This is a genomic window from Scytonema hankhaensis NUACC26, from assembly GCF_045865695.1.
Taxonomy (GTDB): domain Bacteria; phylum Cyanobacteriota; class Cyanobacteriia; order Cyanobacteriales; family Nostocaceae; genus Scytonema.
This window is the reverse complement of the sequence record NZ_BAACAP010000108.1, coordinates 1-22,139: the sequence shown is the minus strand read 5'-3', so window position 1 is coordinate 22,139 and position 22,139 is coordinate 1. Positions and strand designations below refer to the sequence as shown.

The following is a 22,139-nucleotide window of genomic DNA, read 5'->3' as shown; positions in this document are numbered from 1 at the left end:
GTTTGTGGTTCCATTTGCACTCTAGCTCTGGACTTACCAAAGTTCATGGCTTGGCTACCAGGTCCATTCTGAGCGCGACGCAATAAGAAAAATAAGCCAACCAAAAGCAATACAGGGAAAAATAAGCTGCTAAGTGCCTTAAACCAAAATCCTTCGTCTGTTTGAGGTAAAACAGTGATATCTACTTTGTATTGAGTAAGAGTATTGATGAGGTCAGGGTCGTTAACCAAGGTTACTAGCTTCTTGTTTGTATCACTTTTGGTCATGACAAGAGCTGTAGACCGATCTGCACTCAAACTAACTTTTTCTACATTGCCATTTTGAACTTCTTGAATAAACTGGCTGTACCGCCATGTTTCTCTGCTTTGTGGTTGTTTATCAAAAAATGCTGTCCCAAGGGCTATGACAACAATAAACAGCAGTGCGTACAGCCCTGCATTTCTCCATCGTTTATTATTCACCGAGGCTCATCCTCCTAAATTGTCTTGTGCGATCGGGGAAACTTAACGGCTGAAGCCGTATCGCTCCTTGCTTCTCTGTAAAGAGATAGCATTTTTAAGAAATATATTAACTTATTTTAAGTTATACCAAATTTTGCTCCTGTAGTGCTAACAAAAAACATCCGCAGTTGTTGAAAACATGGATGGTGCGGATTATATTCTAGCTTTCCTACAGGCGAGCTAACGGTATGTATCGGGACGGTTTCCACTACACTATTACTGTAAGCAAGCGCCTCGAATTTCCTGACTAGGTTTGACGTCCAAGGTTCCTCTCTCACAACCAACCCCTCTTGGCGAAGCCATTTGACCAGTTCTCCTCTCATAATTCCTGGTAAAATTTCCCCACTTGCTCTTGGTGTCCACCAACTTCCATCTAACCAACCCCAGAGGTTTCCCGTACTCGTTTCTAACCAATTACCTTTCTCGTCTACTAATATCGCTTCTTGTGCATTTAACTGTTGAGCGATAGATTTTGCTAGCCACGCACCTAAATAATTTCCACTTTTGCTATCGGGAAGACAACGAGACAATTCAGGTTTAGCTTGGTAAGCCAGTATACCATGATTTTGTTTTTCTATCAATCCTTCTGGGAGATTTCTACCAATTATCCACTCTCTCCCATCAGGAAAAACAGTCATTCTCAAAACGGGAAAGTGGGCGGCGATCGATAAAGCACCTTGACGCAATCTTTGTTCGCTCGGCAATTGCCAACCAAAAGATTCCAGGTTAGATTTTAAGCGATCGCAATGCGATCGCCAGTGAGTTAACCGACTATCAAGGGAACCGTCATAAACCCGCAAGGTTGTAAAAACCGTTGCTCCATACAGTAACCCCGGATCGTCTATTGCTAACTCTATAGTTTTAGACTTGATTAATTGACCGTTGTACCAGTAAATAATTGCACCTCTGTTAGTGGTTAGTGGTTAGTGGTTAGTAGTTAGTAGCTACTATCAACTATCAACCAACAACTATCAACTAACCACTAACAATATTAGTCTTTTTTAGGAAGTTTAATTTTGTAAGTGCCATCAGGGTTATCAATAACATCACCACCTAAAGCTTTAATTTCACTAATAGCTCGTTGACGAGTTTTTTTGTCAACTTGATTATTCAATACCATAGTCCAAGTTGCGATCCTCGCATACGTACTATTGGGATTGCGGCTGAGAAACTCTACCGTCTTTTTTGACAGGATTGCAGCTTGTTTGCTATCCTCATCGGAATGATGGCTTGCCCAGTCTGCTGATTTTTCAAACGATCGCCGTGCTTTTAAGGATTCTCCTAAAAATAATAACTCATCAATTCCTTTATACCGCCAGACATAATAAGAATTTGTAGGAGCAAAAGGAGATAGAGATTTTAATCCTTTTTCCATTAACTTAATAGAAACTTCGGGCATAGCCGCATACATAGAAGTACTGGTAGAAAGCCCCAGATAAGCAGTTATAAATCGAGGATCGCGTGATAAGATAATTTCAAAGTATTTTGGGCTTAGACTATAACCTGTTTTTTCACGAACTTCATCGTCACCAAAATATTGTAGAAACCAGAGATAAGCAAAATTGGCTATAACATTATCATAGCCAAAACTTGGTATTTTATTAATTACATTTAGACGAGTTCTTTCTAGATCGAGTTCTCTTTGTAAAGTTTTTACTGGAATTGTTTTGCTGCTATGGAGCAGTTTTTGCATACGTGGCATTTGGAGCGAACTCACTCCTAACAAACATAGACAAGTAGCAAAAGATAAAATAAAATTGCGACTGGATAAAGAAAACATCTTAATTAACTGATAATAAAGGGTGACACTATAGGTAAATAGTTCCCCAAAATAGCTCTAAAATAACAGCGAGTGATGAACGATAACTAGCGATCGAGGTCAATTTTTCTTACTCTAAATATAAAGAAGAAAGAGTGGCACATAAGTTTGAGACACACAATCGGATTTTTGTCAAAAAGTTCTAAGTGCTTTTACCGAAGAGATGAGGTGTTTATTAAATGAGTAATACTCATGTCAAAACTATTCTAATTCTGGCAGCAAATCCGACAAATACCTCAAGGCAGCGACTTGATGAAGAGGTACGGGAAATTGATGAAGGATTATGACGCGCTAACAAACGAGAGGAATTCAAGTTAGAGCAAAAATGGTCAGTGCGATCGCGCAGTCAGTCGGTAGGAAACAGCCTGAAAAGCGGCGTCTCCCTTTGGTATGGGGTAATGAGTGCGGTCGCTGTACTTTATACATATACACGTATATTATCAAGTTTATTCTTGACATTAATTATTAGCGAAACTCACTTTAAACTGTAATTTCCTAACTAACAACGAATGTCAGAGGTAATACAGAGAGCGATCGCTGTCAACTATACCTTTTATTTCACTATATATACTAACAGAACGTCATAAATACATTTTAGGATGCACTCGCGTGGGCTTGAACTAATATTTGTAATAATAAGCACATTTATCCCGTATACTTCTCAAAAAACTTGCGCGTCGGAACGTTCTATCGATACCTTGAGCTACGCCGCCTATAGATTATGCCTGTTGTTCAAAAGGAGTATAGTATTTTTCTCTTTACAGATTGATAAAAGAGGGTTATAGACTGGTTTATATCACATTAGAGGCAAAAATTATCGAAAAGTAGTATTTTTAAGAATCTATGATAAATTTAAGGCTAATGACTGAAAGTAGGAAAATAACAATAAGAACTACACTAATGAAGAAAAAGTTTGCAAGAGTAAAGTAACTTAGTTAATTAATTTGTGCAACTAGTCGAGGAAATTTCTCGTCCTTGGAGCGAATCCCCTGTCTGAAGAAGGCAGGGGTTCTTCTGCTGTATGCGGAGTCTTAAAGTATTTGAAACTCGCTATTCTTCTGGCGGATCTACTGCGACTAAAAACTTGACGTCTTCTTGAGGCAGTTGGGCATGCACGCTATTGCCAGGGAGAGGAAACTCAACCTCTACCTCATCAGAATCACTTTGTAAGACTATTCCCACAAGACCTTCTGACAACTCTTGGTTAACATCGCGCTTCAATTCAACTAGGTCGTTCTTTTCAACGGGTGTCATATTCTCCACCTCCATTTATTACTACCTGAGTGCGCTATATACTCTAGGTACGAGTACTCTGTTAACTATGACGTATCAAGAGTCCCTTGAACTTCCTTCTGGGGCATGAAGTTTAACGATGACTACTTAACCTATATATTTATTCCAAATGAAATACAATTGAACTCATCCGACACCTGAGTAAGCTTTTAGGGATTTCCAAGAAATAAATTATCCATTTTGTAGGACGGGCGAGGACGCCCGTCCTATACTGGTGGCAGGTGGGACGCCCCGCAGTCGCGTGATGATGGTCATACTGTTTACGTAAAGTGGTGGCTAGATGGGTATGGTGACATTCACCTCACCAACTCGAAGGGGTATAACACCACGACTCATGAGACAGATGCACGTCGCAATCCAGATGGTTCGATTGGTCACGTTTATTGGCAAGTTTGTCGTGATATTCGTTTTGGAAAAGATAATTGTGATAAAGACCCTCAATCGTGGACAATCAAGTAAATTAAACGCATGATAGTGGAGTCAATGGCGCTTCAATCATTAATGCTACGTAGGTTTTGCCATTCTTTCGGACCCCGCATAAAGGTGCATCTCTTTCCAAATGAAGATACAGCAGCTACTCTGCTCTGCTCCCAACAGCTTTCGGAAAATCTAACACATCCTTTGAAAGCGCCATTGCCTAACCGAACTAGCGCCTATATGGCATAAGAATTTTGAGTAAGAAAGCTGCTACTTAGTAATAGCCGAGCGCTAGTCTTACCGGGCGGTTAGCTCGAACGTCTTCTTATCTGGGAAAGTCAGCGTCCAGTTTTGTTTATCATCAATCTGATTGTACTTGCCTGAAAGAATTAGTCTGAGAGCGGTTCGAGTTCTAATATAGTCTTTGATAAGATGCATTCCTGGTGGAGCTGAAATTCCATCTACTTTTTGATAACTGCCAAATGGCTTTTCACAATAGTTACCAACACCTAAAACTGTTTGTACAAAAAAGGGAGAGCGCTCGTATTCATCTGGGACGATAAAAATTCCGTAGACATTGTGTTCCCCACGCCACGGCTGAACCACAACTTTGGTAGCGTACACTGTAAATTTTTCGGTTTTTGATGCTAAAAAGTCTCGCGCATCGCAAGTACCATCATTCACGGGCAGCCGTAAATAAAATAGTATCAGAACACCCAGTATCAGAAGGGGAATTCTGCAATACCTCCAAAAGAAATGAGGTTTAAGCATCAAAATTTCTCAAATGTTCCGTTTACAGATAAAATTGTAGCCAAATACGATCGCTACAGAAGAAGTAAGTAATTGGACAGAAATAATTACACATTAGATTCTGTACAGAACAAGAGTTTTGGGTCGAATTTTGTGTAATTAATTTTGTCTTACTACTTATCAAAGCTGGTAAGAATGATATTATTCGCAGAAAATAAGGCATTGAGAATTGAGGCAAGAGAATGAAACTGTTTTATGCTCCCGGTACTTGTGCGTTAGCCCCTCACATTGTTCTTGAGTGGGTTGGAGAACCTTATGAATTGGAAAAAGTACAGCTTGGAAGTCCTGAATACCTGAAGATTAACCCATTGGGACAAGTTCCAGCAATGATTGATGGAACAAGCGGTGTTATGAACCAAGCCGATGCCATCTTAAAATACCTAGCTCACAAATATCCAGATGCCAAGTTGGGCGATGATGGCACGTTACAAGATGCCTACGAACTCGATCGCGCTTTGGCATTTTTTACAGGAGATGTGCATCCTGCTTTTTACCCATTCTTCAAGCCAGGGCGCTACTCGATTGATGAAAGTGAGAGTACTCTTAATTCAGTAAAGCAAGCCTCTTACAAACTTATTGATAAAGTGTTCACTTATTTAAACGCACACCTAGATGGCTTGAACTACATGGTGGGAAACCGTCGCACGATCGCTGACCCCTACGCATTTGCCATGATTCGTTGGGGAAATAATTTACCAAAACCATTATCTGAGTATCCCAACATTTACAGATTCTACCAACAAATGCGTGAAAATGAAGGTATCAAGCGTGCAATGGAACAACAGGGTTTGAAGCAGTAGCGCGATCGCTTCTCTATGCCGAAAAAAGGGGGGAAAATACTTTTAAAGTCCCCCTTTTTAAGGGGGATAATGGAAGCTCTTGAATGTTTTGCTACTGATGAAAGAACTTTTCAAACATCCTCTTATGCTTTATCCTTAAGTTGGCGTCGAGCTGCTTCCAAAATCACCTTTTGTTCGGCACGTGCGATCGCTCTATATGTCCTTTCTACTGCCTCTGGTTCTACAGAGATGGAAGTAATACCACCACGCACTAGTTGCTCAATAATTTCAGGATACAATACTGGTGCTTGTCCGCAAAGCGAACAGGGAATGTTTGCCTTTTGTGCCATTTCGATAAGTCTAGCTATTGCATCCATCACCACTGGATGGCTTTCATTAAATACTCGTGCCAAGTGTCCTTGCTCTCTATCAACTCCTAGCAAAAGTTGGGTTAAGTCATTGGTACCAATAGAAATTCCTTGCACGCCTGCTTTCACGTATTCTGGTAATAAGAAAAGAATACTTGGCACCTCCGCCATGATCCATAATTGAAACTGCTTTACCTGAGTTAACTTCGCCTGCTCAACTTTTTGATAGCAAAATGAAAACTCTTCAACTGTCCGAACAAAAGGTAACAAAAGATGAATATTGCTATAACCTGCTTTTTGTACCTTTGCTAAAGCTGCTAACTCTAATTCAAAAACAGCAGGATTGATTAGGTAGCTATAGGTGCCTCTCTCTCCTAACACCGATTGTACAGCAGTCTGTGAAATATTTTCTAGCGATCGCAATTCGGAGTCTCGCCAATCCAAAGAGCGATAAAAAACAGGTTTTGGTTCAAAAGCACTAGCAAATTGCGCGATCGCAGCGTACCACTTTTCTAGTAATTGCGATCGTTCTCCTTCCCTTATCCAAACACTGGGGTGCTTTCCTTCCAATATATTGAGAACCATCAGTTCCGATCTTAATAACCCTACACCATCTACTGGCAAAGAATGTACCTTTGCGATCGCACTTGGTTGACTTACATTTACAAGCAGTTGAGTCCCAATGATGGGTAGATGTAAGGATTGTGAGGGAGTGAGAGATTGAGGAAGTGGTTCCAAATTTTGAACGGTGAATTTTTCATTTTCAACTGATGCATCCTCTTGTTGGATTTCTTCTTCTCTTCGTACAACACGATAAATTTCTCCGCGCTCGCCATCTATCTGTAACCGTTCCCCAGTTTGAATGATTTTTGTCGCATGTTTTACACTAACCACCGCCGGGATGCTTAATTCTCTAGCAAGAATAGCAGCATGACTAGTTAATCCTCCTTGTTCTGTGACAATACCTGCAACGTGTTGTAGAAGCGGTAACCAATCAGGTGTTATGTTCGGTAAAACAAGAATTACACCTTTGGGTATTTTTTCAGGTTTGGGTTGTGAATGAGCGATCGCATGAGCATTTGCAGACACGCGCCCTGTTGCAGCACCGAGTCCTTTAATAAAGGAGACATTAGAAATAGCAGATTGAGGAATGCTAATTTGTGTTATGTACAGCACTCCCGTTGCAGTTTCATTAGAAATCGTCCATTCTATCGTGAAGTTTGCACCTATTTCTTTAACTAACTGACTTGCTAGATGAACGAGTTGCTGTAAATATTCCTCTGTCAATGCATATTGTTTTTGTTTGTCTTCTGCCAACAAGTCTGTTATTATGTAGGGGGCTTCGGACATCGCGATTGATGTTGGATGAGAAGTTCGATAAGCTATGGTTTTATTACCGATTTCCTGTTCTCGTATATGACCCGTATCTGGTTGGATGTAAAAAACATCAGGTAGAACTTCTCCTTGAGAAATAGACAGTCCCAATCCCCAAGTTGCTAAAATTTCCCATTCTGAAGCGGTAGCATTTAGTACACCACTTGCGCTCGCATTTCTGAAAGGTTGTACCAAAACTCCTAAATTGATTTGTCTGAGATCGACTCCCGCCCATTGCCAGTAAAGTAAACTCTTTGCGCGAAATATCTGACTCCAAACTTGTTTCAAAGCAACCGCAATAGCTTGTTCGTCACAAGAGCAAACTTGAGATTCAAGTAGTCCCGATATATTACCTAAACCCTGTTTTGCAGTTGGTGCAACAACAGAGGGTCTCAAAATGAGATTGAGGTCTGTGGCTTCTTGTTCTCTCACCGCTTCCAAAATCGAACTCAGCAAACGCGGAGGTAAATTAGCTTGAGTGATTTCTTGACGAAAGAGCCTAGCTACATATTGAAGTTGACGCCAGTTAGCTACATCTAGGTGAAAGGAGGAGTGAGGTAAGTCAGCAACGAGTGCTTCTGAACTATTAAGAGTTTCTAAAAATTCCTGTAGAACTCTAGCTGACACCACAAAACCAGGAAGCACTGGATATCCCCGTTGTATTAATTTGCTCAACTGAAATGCTTTATCACCAACCTTGGTGCGGTCTTGCAGTTTAATTTGATTAAGCCGGTAGAGTTTTTCCACTCAATTACGTAATGATTGATAGATATATTGAAAAAAATGCAAACGCTGGTGATGAAAGTACTTTCAATGCCGAAAGTGTATATCAGGATATTACCACTAGGTGCGGCGGCGATCGTACTATACTAAATAGACATCTGGTGGAAAAGATGTAGGGGCGCGGCCACCGCCGCGCCCCTACCACGAATTTCGGGTAATGCATAATTGATTTCTGGAGATGTCTAATTATTAACTAGAATTGAGAAGGATTGTCAGATTGCCTACAACTCACTACCTTGCATCGAATGATTGGTTAAATATAACTTTCAGACTGTGCCTTGCTTTGTTAGTTGGGGCTATTGTTGGGATTGAACGTCAGCTGACCAATAAACCTGCAGGCTTGAGAACTCATATGCTGGTCAGTTTTGGTTCTGCTCTGTTCAGTTTAATAGTCCTACAATTCAATGTGTCTCCATCGGGGGCTGAAGCTGAACCCATATCACGAGTCATTCAGGGCATTGCAGCTGGTGTAGGATTTATTGGTGCAGGAGAAATCTTACGTCAATCTTCTCATGAATCAAACCGAACTGAAATCCAAGGGCTAACTTCAGCAGCCGCTATTTGGGTTTCCGCCGCTCTCGGAATTGCTGCTGGTTGTGGTTTGTGGCAATTTGGATTAATAGGAGCGTTCTTATGTTTGTTAGTTTTAAGTGTTTTTAAGCGATTTGAAAGACAGTGACCAGTAACCAGTGACCAGTGACCAGTGACCAGTGACCAATAATAACAACTAACAACTAACCACTAACTACTTTTGATATATAACCAGCATTTACAGAAAGAATTTGCGAAGAATTTAACCATTGTGAATCGAAAGAACCTAAATGAGTGGTGGTAATTAGAGTTTGAAAACGGTCTTCAATGGCATCTAGAAGTTGATTTTGTCGAGATAAATCTAATTCAGCTAAAACATCATCAAGCAACAGTAAAGGTGGTTCTCCAACAACTTCCTCTATCAGTTGTAATTCTGCTAGTTTTAGTGCTAAAACTAACGTTCTCTGCTGCCCTTGAGAACCGTATTGACGGGCTGGTGTATGATTAATTGTTAACTCTACTTCATCGCGATGGGGTCCGACAAGGGTAGTCCCTTGGTGTAACTCAGCTACAGTTCTCTGTTGAATTTTGTTTAAAAAAGCTTGCTGTACTTCTTCTAAATTGTTTTCTTCTAAAGGAACATTGGGTGAGTATTTAAGTTGTAAAATTTCCGTGCTACCACTAATGCTAGAATGCCAAGAGATTGCTATAGGAGCAAGTCTTGTTAAAGCGCGATCGCGTCGTCTTATCACTCGCGTTCCTGTAGTTGCTAATTGTGCATCCCAAAGCGCTAATTCTTTTGGTTGATGACTAATTGCTTGCTGTTGAATGCTTTTTAAAAAAGCATTACGTTGTCGCAACACCTGATTGTATTGCTGTAATATATGAGCGTAGATAGGTTCGAGTTGAATTAACAGCGTATCAAGCCAATGACGACGCCCTTCAGGACCTCCACGAACTAAATCCAAATCCAAACTAGAAAACTGTACTGCATTGAGAACCCCAAGAAAATCCATATGACGTCTGAGATTCTCTCCATTGAGGGAAACAGTGCGACGACCGTTTCGACGTAGGATTATACTTAAATCGCTTATCCCAGCTAGTCGCTCTAAAGACGCCGTAAGTACAGAAGTTTCTTCCCCATCTCTAATTAAATCGCGATCGCGTGCCATGCGGTGCGATCGTAGTGTTGCCAATAATTCTACCGCCTCCAACAGATTTGATTTTCCCTGGGCATTATTACCTACCAATATTGTTTTAGGAGCAGTAAATTCAACCTGCTGTTCTTTATAGTTACGAAATTGTCGGAGGAGAAGAGTTTTCAAGTACATGAGGGATGGATTACTGATTTAATTTTATACTAAGAAAATATTTACATAAACTTTCATCAAATGTTATGTTACTCAAATTAACTCATCTACTGTCATGTTTTTTGTTTCAAAAGCTTGTTTATGTTTAAACTGGAGTGTGTGTGGAGAGGATTTTAGATGAAGCTTTAGTCGTTCGAGGGGGGCGTAATCGTCCAGAAGATATTAAGCGTGGAACTGGGATGCATCCAAGCGGCATAACTGGTATTTCAGTCGAATGTGGAGTAGGCTTGTCTATAAGTGAATTAGCATTAACTATCCCTCATCAGCAAGTTGGCATAACTACCGTTGGTGAAGTGAGAAAAGCTGGTGGTGATGTCATTAGAACCTCTGGAAGAAGTCTTTATCATGCTACTTTAACTGGCTTGACTCCAGAACAGGTAAGTGCTCTTCTGACACCAACAATTCCTAACCCCATCTATCAAAATTAATTGTGGGAGCCAGAAATGAACTATCCTAAAGTTTTTGCAGATTTTCATAATACTGATGTCCTAGGTCGCTTACGACTAAATTGTATTGGTACCATTGAGGACTTAGCCACTCAAAATATTGAGTTGCAAGATGGTCAATTGCTTACACTATATAGTGAGGATTTAGAAGTAGATGGAGTCGTCCAATATTCAACAGAAGAAAATTTATGGGTTGCGGCTATCGACTGGAACGCTATTAAACAACTAGAAGATTTTTTGGTTCAAGAGAAATTACTTAACTCCTAGGGTCATAGCTTTTATACCTCCCAAACCCCAACTTTTGCCAATAATTCTACCGCCTCCAACAAATTTGATTTTCCCTGGGCATTATTACCTACCAATATTGTTTTAGGAGCAGTAAATTCAACCTGCTGTTCTTTATAGTTACGAAATTGTCGGAGGAGAAGAGTTTTCAAGTACATACATTGGGGACTAGGGACTGGGAGCTGGGGACTGGGGAAAAAGAGGATGGATAGCAGAAGTACAAGGGAACAGGAGTGCAGAGGAAAAAGATTCCTTCTTGTCCTCTTAATCCAAAAAACCCAATCGCCAATCCCCAGTCCCCAATCGCTAAACAATTTTTCTACCCGTTAATCGGAAGAAAAGTTTCTCTGCTTCAATCCATACAAACATCAATGCACTGAAGCCCAGACAAATCCCCAACTCTGGCAAACTTAAGTAATGAGTTCCAAAAAAAGCTTGGAGAGGTGGTAAGTAGACTAGCAACAATTGCAGAATGCTCGTGACAACAACAGCTGCTAATATGTATGGATTTGAAAAAGGATTCATCTCAATGGTCAGTTGGGAGTTCGAGCGGATTGCTAATGCGTGACCCATCTGGGCAATACATAACGCTGTAAACACCATCGTCTTCCACCGTTCTGGACTAAGATCCGGACCTGTCACGACCTTAACGTGATTGTACGCCCATGCCATCAGAATAATAGAGATGATGGCAAAGACAATACCAATCCGAATCATGTAAGAACCTAAGCCTCTAGCAAAAATACTTTCACGGGGACTGAAGGGCGGGCGTTTCATCACATCAGGTTCTGCAGGTTCTACAGCCAATGCAAGAGCTGGTAAACCGTCTGTTACAAGGTTCATCCACAGAATTTGCAGTGGTGTTAAAGGTACACCTCCCAATCCCATAATAGGCGCTGCGGCGATTGTTAGAACTTCACCAATATTGCTACCAAGGATGTACTTGATGAAGCGGCGGATATTAGTGTACACAACTCTACCTTCCTTTGTAGCGGAGACAATGGTGGCAAAGTTGTCGTCGAGAAGCACCATATCACTGGCTTCTTTGCTCACATCAGTACCAGTGATACCCATAGCAATACCAATGTCAGCTTGTTTGAGGGCTGGCGCATCGTTGACACCATCACCTGTCATGGCGACGAATCGACCTCGGCGTTGCAGTGCTTGAACAATTCTCAGTTTGTGTTCGGGGGCGACGCGAGCGTAGATGCTCACTAAATCGACGTTCTCTTCTAGTTCTTGGTCGCTCATTCGTTGCAATTCTTGACCTGTTAAGGCGCGATCGCTTTCCTGAGCGATACCCAAATCGACAGCAATGGCGCGTGCTGTGAGTTGGTGGTCTCCAGTAATCATAACTGGGCGAATTCCTGCATCTCGACATTCTTGCACTGCAGCCCTAACCTCTGGACGGGGTGCGTCGAGCATTCCTACTAACCCCAGCCATACCAATTCTTTTTCAGATTCTTCATCTGAACCTTCCGGTGGGATTTCGCTCAGAGGTTTGTAAGCAAAACCTAAAACCCGCAAACCTTTACTCGCCATTGTGTCATTTTCTGCCAGAATTTGACTGCGCTGCCCGTCATTGATTGGGATGGCGCTATTCCCTACGTAAATATGAGTACAACGTGCAAGTATTAACTCTGGCGAGCCTTTGGTGAACATTAAGTAGCGATCTGACGGTTGTAGCAAGTGACCGATGATGGGGTCTACTTCTGCGATGGGAGATACTCCTGTTTCTACTTGCTCTACTTTGGAGATTACACTCATGCGCTTGCGTTCTGAGGAGAAGGGAAACTCAGCAACACGAGGTAACTTGCTGTCCCATTGGTCTTTTTCGATTCCTCCTTTTGCAGCAAGCGTCACCAAAGCTCCTTCTGTTGGATCGCCTAAGATCTTCCATTGTCCTTTGTCTTGTTGTAAAAAGGAATCGTTACATGAGGTACAAGCAACGAGTAGCGCTTGGAGTACGGGATACTCTTGTGGTTCAGTTGTTTGACCTTGAAGTTGAAACTCTCCCACCGGATCGTAACCGGAACCTGTAACGCTTAAAAATTGGTTACTTGTTTGTGGCTCTTGGGGCGAGTAGTTTCCATCTTCAGAAATCAAATCCCTACTAGGGCTTGAACTTGGAGCAGAAACATTTGTGTAAACTGACTGTACCACCATCTTGTTTTGTGTCAGAGTTCCGGTTTTATCGGAACAGATGGTAGTAACGGAACCTAAAGTTTCTACCGCAGGTAGTTTCCGAATTAAGGCGTTGCGGCGTACCATTCTCTGAGTTCCCAGTGCCAGAGTAACGGTAATAACGGCGGGTAAGCTTTCTGGTACTACGGCGACTGCCATACTGAGAGAAACTTCCAATAATTCTTGTAAGTTCCCTCCACGGAGAAGACCAATTCCGATGACGATCGCTACCAGAATTAAAGAACCTGTCACCAAGACATTACCCAGTTGGGTCATCCTCTGTTGCAAGGGAGTAGGTTCGCTTTCTACCGCTTGCAACATGGTAGCAATTTTACCCAATTCGGTTTGCATCCCAGTGTTGGTGACTAGAATTTTGCCACGTCCTTGGACGATTTCAGTACCTTGAAAGACTAAATTAACGCGATCGCCTAAGGAGGTTTCTTCTGGCAATGTAACTTTTGCCTGTTTGTTGACTGCTTCCGCTTCACCTGTTAGCGCCGATTCCCGTATTTGCAGGTTAGACTCTTCTATCAACCGTCCATCTGCTGCCACGTGGACGCCTGCTTCTACTAACATCACGTCCCCTGGCACTAACTCTTGAGCTGGCACCTCTACTGGTCTACTATCGCGTAGGACTCGCACGTTAGGCGACGCAAGTTTTTTCAAAGCTGCTAGGGCTTTTTCTGCACGACTTTCTTGAACGTAACCAAGTATGCCGTTGAGTACAACAATCGCTAGAATGGCGATCGTGTCTTTAAATGGTAACTCCCCAGGTTTTAATGTACCTTGTTGCCAAGCTATCAAGTCTAAAACTCCAGAAATAATAGCTACCGCAATCAGCATTAACAACATGATGTTTGTGAACTGATCTATCAGAATCTGCCACGCACTGCGTCCGCCAGTTTCCTCTAGTTCATTTGCACCATATTGTTCTAATCGCTGTTGTACTTCTTGAGGAGATAAACCAGTCTCTGCATTTGTTTTCAGCAGTTCTAGCGATTTATCGACTTCTAAACTATGCCAAGCGGCGGGTTGTTCGGATAGAGAATGAGCGGACATCGTCTTGGTCACAGGAAACGGTTACAAACTTCGATCATAGATTAGCAAGGGCTGGAAAGCCATCAATATAAAGTTATATTGGCGATTGGGGACTAGGAATTGGCGATTGGACATTCAGTTATCTTCACCCAGTCCCTAATCCCTAGTCCCCAGTCCCTATTTTCATACCACCTAACCATAACAATTTCATTCCTAAGATGTTAAAGAGTTGAATAAATTAGTTTAAGATGACTTTTGCACTCCCCAGTTTTGCTATTAACCAAATGATTGGGCCAAGGACGATTCGACCCCATAGCGCTGCCGCCCTCTGTGGCATTACCTTTATCCAGGATACACTCATTGCTATTGATACTGCTAAAGGTCATTTACTCTCAATTGACCCTCAATCAGATAATACAAAGATTCTCAATTCTCATCAAAACCGTGAATTTACGGGTGTAACCGGGTTGGCAGTATGGAAAGATACTATTTGGGTAACTCGAGACAATAGTGTTTACTTGTGTAAATTGACATCATTGGGATTGGAGCACTTTGTCACCTTGCCCTATACAGCAGATGGGATTGCTGTTTGGGAATCCACCGTTTATGTCAGTTCTCAAAAGTTAGGGGATATACTGATTTTTGACAGCAATACTCGCAAACAAATTACTAGGTTTTACGCACCTGGGGTGGGAAGAGAAAATTTGGCAGTGGATGAAGAAACTCTTTGGGTTTGCGATCGCACTGAGCAAACTGTCTACTGCATCGACCGAGCAACTGGGGGAGTTCAATTTAGCGTGCTGACGCCCTTTGAGGAGCCTTCTGGCATAGCAATCTACAAAAATTCCGAAACGGGGGAAAAAACTCTCTACGTCGCCTATGCTTCGGAGGAACCTTACGTCAGAGATAATCCGAATGCCGATCCAAGTCACGAACTATCGTATCGCGATCGCACTTTCATTCATCCGTTACATTACTATTACAATCGGGAAAAACGCTATGCCCTCTCTAACGGCTATCTCCTAGAGATGTCTTATGTTGAGGAAATTGCGCCTTTAGATGAGGTTTACATACCAGAAGCGGAATGGCGCATTGCATTGCCATCAGAAACCAAGCGCCAGAAGGTGAAACACGTCGAATTTATTGGTTTGCCTTTTACAGAGGAGATAGTCGATGGGCAAAGAGTTGCTGTTTTTAAATTTGATGCCCTAACTCCAGGCGAACGACATTTATTTGGTTGGAAGGCAATCTTAGAAGTACGAGGAATTAAGTATCGCCTTACCCCATCAGATGTAGAAGATGTTGAGGAACCAACGCCTGAATTACAGGAGCGTTATTTAGTAGACAATGATGATTTGGCAATGGATACCAACATTGTCCGTCGTTCTGCTCGCGAAGCCATAGGTACGGAAACTAACCTGCTACGGAAAATGTACAGCATTCGCAATTACGTTTATGACGAGTTGTCTTATGGTATTAAACCTCACATAGATACACCTGATATAGTTTTAGAAAGGGGTGTAGGTTCTTGTGGAGAATACGTAGGTGTTTTACTTGCCTTGTGTCGATTAAATGGTATTCCTTGTCGGACTGTAGGACGGTATAAATGCCCAAGCTATGCTGAATACCAGCAAGTTCCCATGCAACCTCAGTACAATCACGTATGGTTAGAATTCTACGTACCTGGTTTTGGTTGGTTGCCAATGGAATCCAATCCAGACGATATGGGTTATGGTGGACCTTATCCGACTCGCTTTTTTATGGGCTTGGGTTGGTATCATGTTGAAATTGGCAAAGGTATTTCTTTTGAAACGTTGACAAGTAAAGGTGAAAAGCTGACAAAAGAAGATGTTACGATTGGGGATTTAGCTATTAATCATATTCGCTTTACTATTCTTGGAGAATTACCTCCTTTCAGTGAGCAGTGAGCAGTAACCAGTGACCAGTAACTAGTAACCAGGAGGACTTACATGTAGCCCCCGGTTTTAACGTGAGTTCGATCCTTCACCTCGATCTGGTGGCTCCTCACCTCGTCACCTCGTTCCCAGGCGGAGCCTGGGAATGCCCTTTCAGAGGCGGAGCCTCCTGAGAATTGTGGAGTGAGCTTTAGCCCAGCTAGCTTGTAAAATTGGCAGCCCATCGCAACAAGAAGTAATACCATTTTGGATTTTAGATTTTGGATTTTGGATTGAAAAAATCTGAGTTGGACTTGATTCTAACCAACTATCTGTCACACTCTTTTTTCAAATTGGTGTAATTGGATATTTTTTGATTTGCAAGTCTCTCAAAGTTCTTTTGTTTGTTTGTTCTTTAGATACTCTGTAACTGCTTCAGACACGTTGTCTTCTGAGCTATATACTTGTGAACTCGGATTCTCAGCATAAAGCTTGTCGAGATAGGCGTGTAAAGCTTCCTCATCATTCCGATGTTCTAAAACATACGCTCGAAGTTCAATCGCAGTCATAGCAGCAAAGTTGAATTTTATACTCATATAAATCTCCATTCTCCACTTGGATCAATTTCAATATTGATTTCCTTTTTCGCTAAAACGATCGCGTTGCCAGTGGATTATCCAGAGTTACTAAATCAATAGAGCAGTATTTGCTGGTAAGGTCGCAACAAATCTGAAAACATTTTAGCGTCTGCGCTATGGTAGGCATCGTTATCTCCCCACAATGAATCTAAACACTAACTAGATCGCAGCATACTTGATAACAGTCATAGAACGATGCTTTATAGTAAAATTACAGAAGAATCAGTATTTTCTGGTATAAATAGTTGAATCTAATCGTTTAAAATGAAAAATACCAAAAAATTCACTTCTGAGTTTCAGGCGATGGCAAAAAACAATGACACGAAAGCCACACGACCAATTTGCAAAACAATATTTAGAAGAGTTATTATTCCCTTTTAGCAGGGTGGAAATCAGTAGAGAAATCACTGATGAAGTTCGTCAGGCAGATATTTTGTTTTCCCCTTCACCTGTAGCCCAAGAGAATCTAAAATCTCTGGGACTATTAGGGAAAATGACAGCAAGTAGTTGTTTGTTAGAACCTTTTCGCAATCAACCAAGCAGAACAGAGGTAAGAAATTGCATACTAAAGCTATTTTCATACTTTGGAGAATTGCAACGCAAAGCAAAGCGAGAAAGAACTTCTTTACTAGAGGAAGATTTACCGCGTTTGTGGATTTTAGCGACTTCAGCTTCCGATACATTGTTAGAGAGTTTTGGCGCTAAACTAGAGTTAAAAAATTGGTTAGAGGGAGTGTATTTTCTAGATGAGTCATTCCGAACCGCGATTGTGGCGATTAATGAATTGCCCATATCAAATGAAACACTCATGTGTAGAGTGTTAGGGCGAGGAACTGTTCAGCAGAATGCAGCTAGGGAAGTAGCAGCCCTACCACCAGACAATCCATTACGGCAAAATTTGATAGAACTACTTTTTAGTTGGCGAATCAGTGTCCAACAAGATCGACAAGAGATGACAGAAGAAGATTTGGAGATAATGATGAATTTTAGAGAAGTCTACGAGCGAGAAAGAACAAATATCTTACAACAAGGGCTACAAGAGGGACAGCGCCAAGTTGTGGAAAATCTGCTCAAAGTTCGTTTTGGTGTTTTAGATGAGGAATTATCTGGCATAGTTGAACCCATGCTACAGTTACCCTCAAACGAGTACAGTATTTTACTACTGCAATTGTCTAGTTTATCTCGGGAAGATTTGTTAGCAAGATTTTCCAGATAAGTTAGTGCTGTTTTCATCTAGATACTGAATATTTATAGTTGTCAAGAAGTTATAATTGGGTGACATTTTACCAAGATTAATACTAAAAAATTCCCTTTCTCGTTTCAGGCGATGGCAAAAAAATGACACGAAAGCCACATGACCAATTTGCCAAACAATATTTAGAAGAGTTATTATTCCCTTTTGGGAGAGTGGAAGTCAGTAGAGAAATTACTGATGAAGTCCGTTAGGCAGATATTTTGTTTTCCCCTTCACCTGTAGCCCAAGAGAATCTAAAATCTCTGGGACTATTAGGGAAAATGACAGCAAGTAGTTGTTTGTTAGAACCATTTCGCAATCAACCAAGCAGAACAGAGGTGCGAAATTGTATACTAAAGCTATTTTCATACTTTGGAGAATTGCAACGGAGAGCAAAGAGAGAAAAAACTTCTTTGCTAGAAGAAGATTTACCGCGTTTGTGGATTTTAGCGACTTCAGCTTCCGATAATTTGTTAGAGAGTTTTGGGGCTAAACTAGAGTTAAAAAATTGGTTAGAGGGAGTGTATTTTCTAGATGAGTCATTCCGAACCGCGATAGTGGCGATTAATGAATTGCCTGTATCAAATGAAACCCTGATGTGTAGAGTGTTAGGGCGAGGTAGTGTCCAGCAGAATGCAGCCAGGGAGGTAGCCGCGCTACCACCAGACAATCCATTCCGTCAAAATTTGATAGAACTACTTTTTAGTTGGCGAATCAGTGTCCAACAAAATCAACAAGATATGACAGAAGAAGATGTAAAGATAATGATGAACTTTAGAGAAGTCTACGAGCGAGAAAGGACGAATATCCTACAACAAGGGCTACAACAGGGACAGCGCCAAGGACTACAACAAGGACAGCGCCAAATTGTGGAAAATTTACTCAAAGTCCGTTTTGGTGTTGTAGATGAGGAATTATCTGGCATAGTTGAACCCATGCTACAGTTACCCGCAAACGAGTACAGTAGTTTACTGCTGCAATTGTCCAGTTTATCTCGTGAAGATTTGTTAGCAAGATTTTCTAGATAAGTTATTGTCGTTTTTATCTGGATATCAATATTTGTGGTGGTCAAGCAGTTAGAGTTGGGTGACATTTACCAATATTAATACCATAAGTTACGTCTTAATTTCAGGCGGTCGCAAAAACAATGACACGAAAGCCACACGACCAATTTGCCAAACAATATTTAGAAGAGTTACTCTTCCCTTTTAGGAGAGTGGAAGTTAGTAGAGAAATCACTGATGAAGTCCGTCAGGCAGATATTTTTTTTCTCCTTCACCTTTATCTCAAGAGAGTTTGGAATCTCTGGGACTACTAGGAAAAATGACAGCAAGTAGTTGTTTATTAGAACCTTTTCGCAATCAACCAAGCAGAACAGAAGTGCGAAATTGCATCCTAAAGTTATTTTCCTACTTTGGAGAATTGCAACGTAAAGCCAAGCGAGAAAAAACATCTTTGCCAGAAGATAATTTACCGCGTTTGTGGATTTTAGCCACTTCAGCTTCCGATACATTGTTAGAGAGTTTTGGCGCTAAACTAGAGTTAAAAAATTGGTTGCAGGGAGTGTATTTTTTGGATGAGTCTTTCCGAACCGCGATTGTGGCGATTAATGAATTGCCCGTGTCAAATGAAACTCTCATGTGTAGAGTGTTAGGGCGAGGTAGTGTCCAGCAGAATGCAGCCAGGGAGGTAGCCGCGCTGCCACCAGACAATCCATTCCGTCAAAATTTGATAGAACTACTTTTTAGTTGGCGAATCAGTGTCCAACAAAATCAACAAGATATGACAGAAGAAGATGTGGAGATAATGATGAATTTTAGAGAAGTCTACGAGCGAGAAAGGACGAATATCCTACAACAAGGGCTACAACAGGGACAGCGCCAAGTTGTGGAAAATTTACTCAAAGTCCGTTTTGGTTTTCTAGATGAGGAACTATCTAGCATAGTTGAACCGATGCTACAGTTACCCTCAAACGAGTACAGTAGTTTATTGCTGCAATTGTCCAGTTTATCTCGTGAAGATTTGTTAGCGAGATTTTCCAGATAAGCGATCGCTGTTTTCATCTGGATAGCGCTCTTTACGGTTGTCAAGAAATTGTAATTGGGTAGCAATTTCTACCAACATTCGCGGCTTAAAACTAATTGCCCTGATGTTGTGCGATAAACACCTTGAGGTTCGATAATTGGGTCACCTTTTTTCCAGATTCCCGCATTGATGGAACTGGATTGATTGCTATTTGTAACATTCCTGACGGAACCAGTTGCGTAATTTGACACTAACAGATCGCCGGGACGGTTGGGTAAACCACCAGTACCCGTGATGGTGAAACTGTTTTGTTGTTTTTGATTGCTTCGGACTATGCAACTACTGGCAATTAGGGCATTGGAGTCAACCAAGTTTTGAGAAAGTTGGGTGAGGCTGTTTTGTAGCGAACTGTTATCAGGAGAATTCAGATTAATGGTACCCGATAAACCAAGGTCTGAACTAGCAGTAATGTCATTTGTTAGCTCTGATGGTTTGGGACGAGCTTCGATCCCAAGCGCACTAAGTTGAGAATTCCACTGCCAGAACCAGTAACTTTAATGTCTCCTGTAGCATTAAGTATGATATCCCCTGCTACAGTCTCAGGTGTTCCCAAACCCGCCCCAATACCAGCAGAAAAGATACTTCCTCCTGATACCTCTAAATTTCGGGCATTGACTGCAATCTCACCACCACCAGCCCCTTCCACAAACACAAATGCTCGATCGCTCAGCGATACATCTGCACGAGCCACGTTCTCAGGAAATTTCAAGCTGAGCCGATCGCCATCCAAAACAAGATTGATACTTCCAACTTCTGCTAACCCACCTAACTCAACTCTCCCACCAAAAGCATTTAACCCACCATCCATTGTGACATTACCACCTACCAACAGCAGACTCTTACCATCTGGTACCTGCAAACCTGTAACATCCCCACCAACACTAACTCCTGCAGGTGCAAGCGATCGGTTAGTAATTCCAGCCGTTTGATTTATTTGATTAAATAACAACGCTGAAGGATTAATCGACAACAACGGTGGTGCTTGGGGATTTGTAGCGCTAAAAACCCCCAGGTTCCCGAACTGCACTCCGTTTGCCGTTGTCCCGGAATACATAACACGCATGAGACGTGGGGAGTTTCCAGAACTAGAAATTGAAGAGATGGAATCTAGAAAAAATAGTGAATATTGAAGAGAGTTTAGTACATCCTTATCGTTTAGGACAGATATGGTTACAGCAAAATTTCATAAACCTTCTGCTTGGTAGTAATAACATGATTTTTGAGTCCATTTCTGACTCAAGCATAGCAATAAGTGCTGCTCAAATCCGAGCCAAATACAACTTACAATTACTTGATGCTTTTCAAATCGCTGTTGCCTTGGCAGCAGGCTGTGAAGCATTTTTAACCAATGATGTGATATTTAGGCGGATTACAGAATTGCAAGTGTTAGTACTAAATGACTTTGATATTGCTGAGTAAGAAGAATATGTTGGATTAAAAAACTGATATTCACGGCTGTCAAGAAAATGTGGACTTGGAGCAAACAGGCGATCGCACTTAGGAAGATTCAACAAATGAATTATCTAATATTGTAGAGTGGGCTTTAGCCCAGCCAGCTTCTAAAATTGGCAAGATGCCCATCTCACAAGAAGTAATTGGATATTGTTAGATTTGGAAGTCGTCTCAGAGTTCTTTTGTTTTTTTGTTCTTTAGATACTCTGCAACTGCTTCAGACACGTTGTCTTCCGCGCTATATACGTGTGAACTCGGATTCTCAGCATGAAGCTTGTCGAGATAGGCGTGTAAAGCTTCCTCATCACCACGATGTTCTAAAACATACGCTCGCAATTCAATCGCAGTCATAGCAGCAAAGTTTGGTTTTACACTCATACAAACCTCCATTCTCCACTTGGATCAATTTCAATATTGATTTCCTTTTTTGCTAAAATAACCACGTTGTTAGTGCGATTATCCAGAGTTACTAAATCAATAGAGCAGTATTTGCTGGTAAGGTCGCAACAAATCTGAAAACATTTTAGCGTCTGCGCTGTGGTAGGCATCGCTATTTCCCCATAATGAACATAAACATTAACCAGACTACAGTAGTATACTTGATAACAGTAATAAAAAGATGCTTTATAGTAAAATTACATAAGAATCAGTATTTTTATGTATAAATAGTTTAATCTAATCATTTAAAATGAAAAATACCAAAAAATTCATTTCTGAGTTTCAGGCGATAAGCCGGGTACGGCTTGCGCTTCGCGATGGCAAAAAACAATGACACGAAAGCCACACGACCAATTTGCCAAACAATATTTAGAAGAGTTACTCTTCCCTTTTAGGAGAG

Annotated in this window: 24 protein-coding genes and 1 pseudogene; 10 read left to right on the top strand and 15 right to left on the bottom strand. The window is 41.3% G+C overall.

Annotated elements, in window-relative coordinates; all coding sequences use genetic code 11:
* From ACKTT2_RS05045 to ACKTT2_RS05025, 5 genes are all read right to left on the bottom strand, one after another.
* Nucleotides 1–461: ATP-dependent metallopeptidase FtsH/Yme1/Tma family protein (locus ACKTT2_RS05045; RefSeq protein ID WP_407884615.1), on the bottom strand; the 461-nt coding region annotated here is incomplete at its 3' end.
* A gap of 116 nt (nucleotides 462–577) precedes the next feature.
* Nucleotides 578–1,396: an aminotransferase class IV gene (locus ACKTT2_RS05040; protein ID WP_407884619.1), complete on the bottom strand. Its 819-nt coding sequence runs from the start codon at nucleotides 1,394–1,396 to the stop codon at nucleotides 578–580.
* A 95-nt stretch (nucleotides 1,397–1,491) separates the two neighbouring features.
* Entirely contained in the window at nucleotides 1,492–2,280 is a 789-nt protein-coding gene (locus tag ACKTT2_RS05035) for a hypothetical protein (RefSeq protein ID WP_407884613.1), read from the bottom strand.
* A gap of 1,089 nt (nucleotides 2,281–3,369) precedes the next feature.
* Nucleotides 3,370–3,573 carry a hypothetical protein gene (locus tag ACKTT2_RS05030; RefSeq protein ID WP_407884611.1) on the bottom strand — a complete coding sequence of 68 codons (204 nt, stop codon included), beginning with the start codon at nucleotides 3,571–3,573 and terminating at the stop codon, nucleotides 3,370–3,372.
* A gap of 753 nt (nucleotides 3,574–4,326) precedes the next feature.
* Nucleotides 4,327–4,713 carry a hypothetical protein gene (locus ACKTT2_RS05025; protein WP_407884609.1) on the bottom strand — a complete coding sequence of 129 codons (387 nt, stop codon included), beginning with the start codon at nucleotides 4,711–4,713 and terminating at the stop codon, nucleotides 4,327–4,329.
* Nucleotides 4,714–5,021: 308 nt separating this feature from the next.
* On the opposite strand from ACKTT2_RS05025, the gene ACKTT2_RS05020 reads away from it, so the two are divergent.
* Nucleotides 5,022–5,639 (top strand): glutathione S-transferase family protein, encoded by a 618-nt coding sequence (locus ACKTT2_RS05020; RefSeq protein ID WP_407884607.1) that lies wholly within the window; start codon nucleotides 5,022–5,024, stop codon nucleotides 5,637–5,639.
* A 122-nt stretch (nucleotides 5,640–5,761) separates the two neighbouring features.
* Here the strand turns inward: ACKTT2_RS05020 and ACKTT2_RS05015 are convergent, their stop codons facing one another.
* Nucleotides 5,762–8,107, bottom strand: coding sequence for a putative PEP-binding protein (locus ACKTT2_RS05015; protein WP_407884605.1), 2,346 nt, complete (start codon nucleotides 8,105–8,107; stop codon nucleotides 5,762–5,764).
* A gap of 253 nt (nucleotides 8,108–8,360) precedes the next feature.
* On the opposite strand from ACKTT2_RS05015, the gene ACKTT2_RS05010 reads away from it, so the two are divergent.
* Nucleotides 8,361–8,822, top strand: coding sequence for an MgtC/SapB family protein (locus ACKTT2_RS05010; protein ID WP_407884603.1), 462 nt, complete (start codon nucleotides 8,361–8,363; stop codon nucleotides 8,820–8,822).
* A gap of 55 nt (nucleotides 8,823–8,877) precedes the next feature.
* Here ACKTT2_RS05010 and recF read toward each other — a convergent pair whose 3' ends face one another.
* Nucleotides 8,878–10,005, bottom strand: coding sequence for a DNA replication/repair protein RecF (gene recF / locus ACKTT2_RS05005; protein WP_407884600.1), 1,128 nt, complete (start codon nucleotides 10,003–10,005; stop codon nucleotides 8,878–8,880).
* A 140-nt stretch (nucleotides 10,006–10,145) separates the two neighbouring features.
* Between recF and ACKTT2_RS05000 the strand changes: the two genes are divergently transcribed.
* A complete protein-coding gene (locus ACKTT2_RS05000; protein WP_407884598.1) occupies nucleotides 10,146–10,472 on the top strand; it encodes a flavoredoxin in 327 nt (108 codons plus the stop codon).
* Between the two features lie 15 nt (nucleotides 10,473–10,487).
* Nucleotides 10,488–10,757: a hypothetical protein gene (locus ACKTT2_RS04995; RefSeq protein WP_407884596.1), complete on the top strand. Its 270-nt coding sequence runs from the start codon at nucleotides 10,488–10,490 to the stop codon at nucleotides 10,755–10,757.
* Nucleotides 10,758–10,792: 35 nt separating this feature from the next.
* Here ACKTT2_RS04995 and ACKTT2_RS04990 read toward each other — a convergent pair.
* Together ACKTT2_RS04990 and ACKTT2_RS04985 are read right to left on the bottom strand one after the other, a co-directional pair.
* A pseudogene (locus tag ACKTT2_RS04990) lies at nucleotides 10,793–10,933 on the bottom strand (AAA family ATPase); the annotation flags it as partial.
* Nucleotides 10,934–11,081: 148 nt separating this feature from the next.
* A complete protein-coding gene (locus ACKTT2_RS04985) occupies nucleotides 11,082–14,018 on the bottom strand; it encodes a cation-translocating P-type ATPase (protein ID WP_407884617.1) in 2,937 nt (978 codons plus the stop codon).
* Between the two features lie 227 nt (nucleotides 14,019–14,245).
* Between ACKTT2_RS04985 and ACKTT2_RS04980 the strand changes: the two genes are divergently transcribed.
* On the top strand, nucleotides 14,246–15,925 hold the full coding sequence (locus tag ACKTT2_RS04980; protein ID WP_407884594.1) for a transglutaminase domain-containing protein: 1,680 nt from the start codon (nucleotides 14,246–14,248) through the stop codon (nucleotides 15,923–15,925).
* Nucleotides 15,926–16,281: 356 nt separating this feature from the next.
* Here ACKTT2_RS04980 and ACKTT2_RS04975 read toward each other — a convergent pair whose 3' ends face one another.
* Nucleotides 16,282–16,488, bottom strand: coding sequence for a DUF6887 family protein (locus tag ACKTT2_RS04975; protein ID WP_407884592.1), 207 nt, complete (start codon nucleotides 16,486–16,488; stop codon nucleotides 16,282–16,284).
* 52 nt (nucleotides 16,489–16,540) lie between these two features.
* Entirely contained in the window at nucleotides 16,541–16,657 is a 117-nt protein-coding gene (locus ACKTT2_RS04970) for a DUF6888 family protein (protein WP_407884590.1), read from the bottom strand.
* A 189-nt stretch (nucleotides 16,658–16,846) separates the two neighbouring features.
* Between ACKTT2_RS04970 and ACKTT2_RS04965 the strand changes: the two genes are divergently transcribed.
* The 4 genes from ACKTT2_RS04965 (at nucleotide 16,847) to ACKTT2_RS04950 (ending at nucleotide 19,810) form a co-directional block, all read left to right on the top strand.
* Nucleotides 16,847–17,746 carry an RpnC/YadD family protein gene (locus tag ACKTT2_RS04965; RefSeq protein WP_407884588.1) on the top strand — a complete coding sequence of 300 codons (900 nt, stop codon included), beginning with the start codon at nucleotides 16,847–16,849 and terminating at the stop codon, nucleotides 17,744–17,746.
* Nucleotides 17,747–18,045: 299 nt separating this feature from the next.
* Nucleotides 18,046–18,792, top strand: coding sequence for a hypothetical protein (locus ACKTT2_RS04960; protein ID WP_407884586.1), 747 nt, complete (start codon nucleotides 18,046–18,048; stop codon nucleotides 18,790–18,792).
* 119 nt (nucleotides 18,793–18,911) lie between these two features.
* Nucleotides 18,912–19,082, top strand: a complete 171-nt coding sequence (locus ACKTT2_RS04955) for a hypothetical protein (protein WP_407884584.1) — start codon at nucleotides 18,912–18,914, stop codon at nucleotides 19,080–19,082.
* A 5-nt stretch (nucleotides 19,083–19,087) separates the two neighbouring features.
* Nucleotides 19,088–19,810, top strand: a complete 723-nt coding sequence (locus ACKTT2_RS04950; protein ID WP_407884582.1) for a hypothetical protein — start codon at nucleotides 19,088–19,090, stop codon at nucleotides 19,808–19,810.
* A 68-nt stretch (nucleotides 19,811–19,878) separates the two neighbouring features.
* Here ACKTT2_RS04950 and ACKTT2_RS04945 read toward each other — a convergent pair whose 3' ends face one another.
* Nucleotides 19,879–20,160: a hypothetical protein gene (locus ACKTT2_RS04945; protein ID WP_407884580.1), complete on the bottom strand. Its 282-nt coding sequence runs from the start codon at nucleotides 20,158–20,160 to the stop codon at nucleotides 19,879–19,881.
* Between the two features lie 107 nt (nucleotides 20,161–20,267).
* Nucleotides 20,268–20,912, bottom strand: coding sequence for a two-partner secretion domain-containing protein (locus ACKTT2_RS04940; protein WP_407884578.1), 645 nt, complete (start codon nucleotides 20,910–20,912; stop codon nucleotides 20,268–20,270).
* 56 nt (nucleotides 20,913–20,968) lie between these two features.
* Between ACKTT2_RS04940 and ACKTT2_RS04935 the strand changes: the two genes are divergently transcribed.
* The gene (locus ACKTT2_RS04935; protein ID WP_407884576.1) at nucleotides 20,969–21,268 is read left to right on the top strand and encodes a type II toxin-antitoxin system VapC family toxin; all 300 of its coding nucleotides are present in this window, start codon (nucleotides 20,969–20,971) and stop codon (nucleotides 21,266–21,268) included.
* A gap of 204 nt (nucleotides 21,269–21,472) precedes the next feature.
* Here ACKTT2_RS04935 and ACKTT2_RS04930 read toward each other — a convergent pair whose 3' ends face one another.
* On the bottom strand, nucleotides 21,473–21,679 hold the full coding sequence (locus ACKTT2_RS04930) for a DUF6887 family protein (RefSeq protein WP_407884574.1): 207 nt from the start codon (nucleotides 21,677–21,679) through the stop codon (nucleotides 21,473–21,475).
* A complete protein-coding gene (locus ACKTT2_RS04925) occupies nucleotides 21,676–21,849 on the bottom strand; it encodes a DUF6888 family protein (RefSeq protein WP_407884572.1) in 174 nt (57 codons plus the stop codon). Before ACKTT2_RS04925 ends, ACKTT2_RS04930 begins: the two co-directional genes overlap by 4 nt.
* Between the last annotated feature and the right edge of the window lie 290 nt (nucleotides 21,850–22,139).

Bases quoted from the DNA above. Each gene is read 5' to 3' on its own strand.
- ACKTT2_RS04970 (WP_407884590.1), bottom strand. From the start codon at position 16,657: ATGCCTACCATAGCGCAGACGCTAAAATGTTTTCAGATTTGTTGCGAC.
- ACKTT2_RS04985 (WP_407884617.1), bottom strand. From the start codon at position 14,018: ATGTCCGCTCATTCTCTATCCGAACAACCCGCCGCTTGGCATAGTTTA.
- ACKTT2_RS05020 (WP_407884607.1), top strand. From the start codon at position 5,022: ATGAAACTGTTTTATGCTCCCGGTACTTGTGCGTTAGCCCCTCACATT.
- ACKTT2_RS04930 (WP_407884574.1), bottom strand. From the start codon at position 21,679: ATGAGTGTAAAACCAAACTTTGCTGCTATGACTGCGATTGAATTGCGA.
- ACKTT2_RS04940 (WP_407884578.1), bottom strand. From the start codon at position 20,912: ATGCGTGTTATGTATTCCGGGACAACGGCAAACGGAGTGCAGTTCGGG.
- ACKTT2_RS05035 (WP_407884613.1), bottom strand. From the start codon at position 2,280: ATGTTTTCTTTATCCAGTCGCAATTTTATTTTATCTTTTGCTACTTGT.
- recF (WP_407884600.1), bottom strand. From the start codon at position 10,005: ATGTACTTGAAAACTCTTCTCCTCCGACAATTTCGTAACTATAAAGAA.
- ACKTT2_RS04950 (WP_407884582.1), top strand. From the start codon at position 19,088: ATGACAGCAAGTAGTTGTTTATTAGAACCTTTTCGCAATCAACCAAGC.
- ACKTT2_RS04955 (WP_407884584.1), top strand. From the start codon at position 18,912: ATGACACGAAAGCCACACGACCAATTTGCCAAACAATATTTAGAAGAG.
- ACKTT2_RS04995 (WP_407884596.1), top strand. From the start codon at position 10,488: ATGAACTATCCTAAAGTTTTTGCAGATTTTCATAATACTGATGTCCTA.
- ACKTT2_RS04925 (WP_407884572.1), bottom strand. From the start codon at position 21,849: ATGCCTACCACAGCGCAGACGCTAAAATGTTTTCAGATTTGTTGCGAC.
- ACKTT2_RS05030 (WP_407884611.1), bottom strand. From the start codon at position 3,573: ATGACACCCGTTGAAAAGAACGACCTAGTTGAATTGAAGCGCGATGTT.
- ACKTT2_RS04965 (WP_407884588.1), top strand. From the start codon at position 16,847: ATGACACGAAAGCCACACGACCAATTTGCAAAACAATATTTAGAAGAG.
- ACKTT2_RS04980 (WP_407884594.1), top strand. From the start codon at position 14,246: ATGACTTTTGCACTCCCCAGTTTTGCTATTAACCAAATGATTGGGCCA.
- ACKTT2_RS04960 (WP_407884586.1), top strand. From the start codon at position 18,046: ATGACAGCAAGTAGTTGTTTGTTAGAACCATTTCGCAATCAACCAAGC.
- ACKTT2_RS04975 (WP_407884592.1), bottom strand. From the start codon at position 16,488: ATGAGTATAAAATTCAACTTTGCTGCTATGACTGCGATTGAACTTCGA.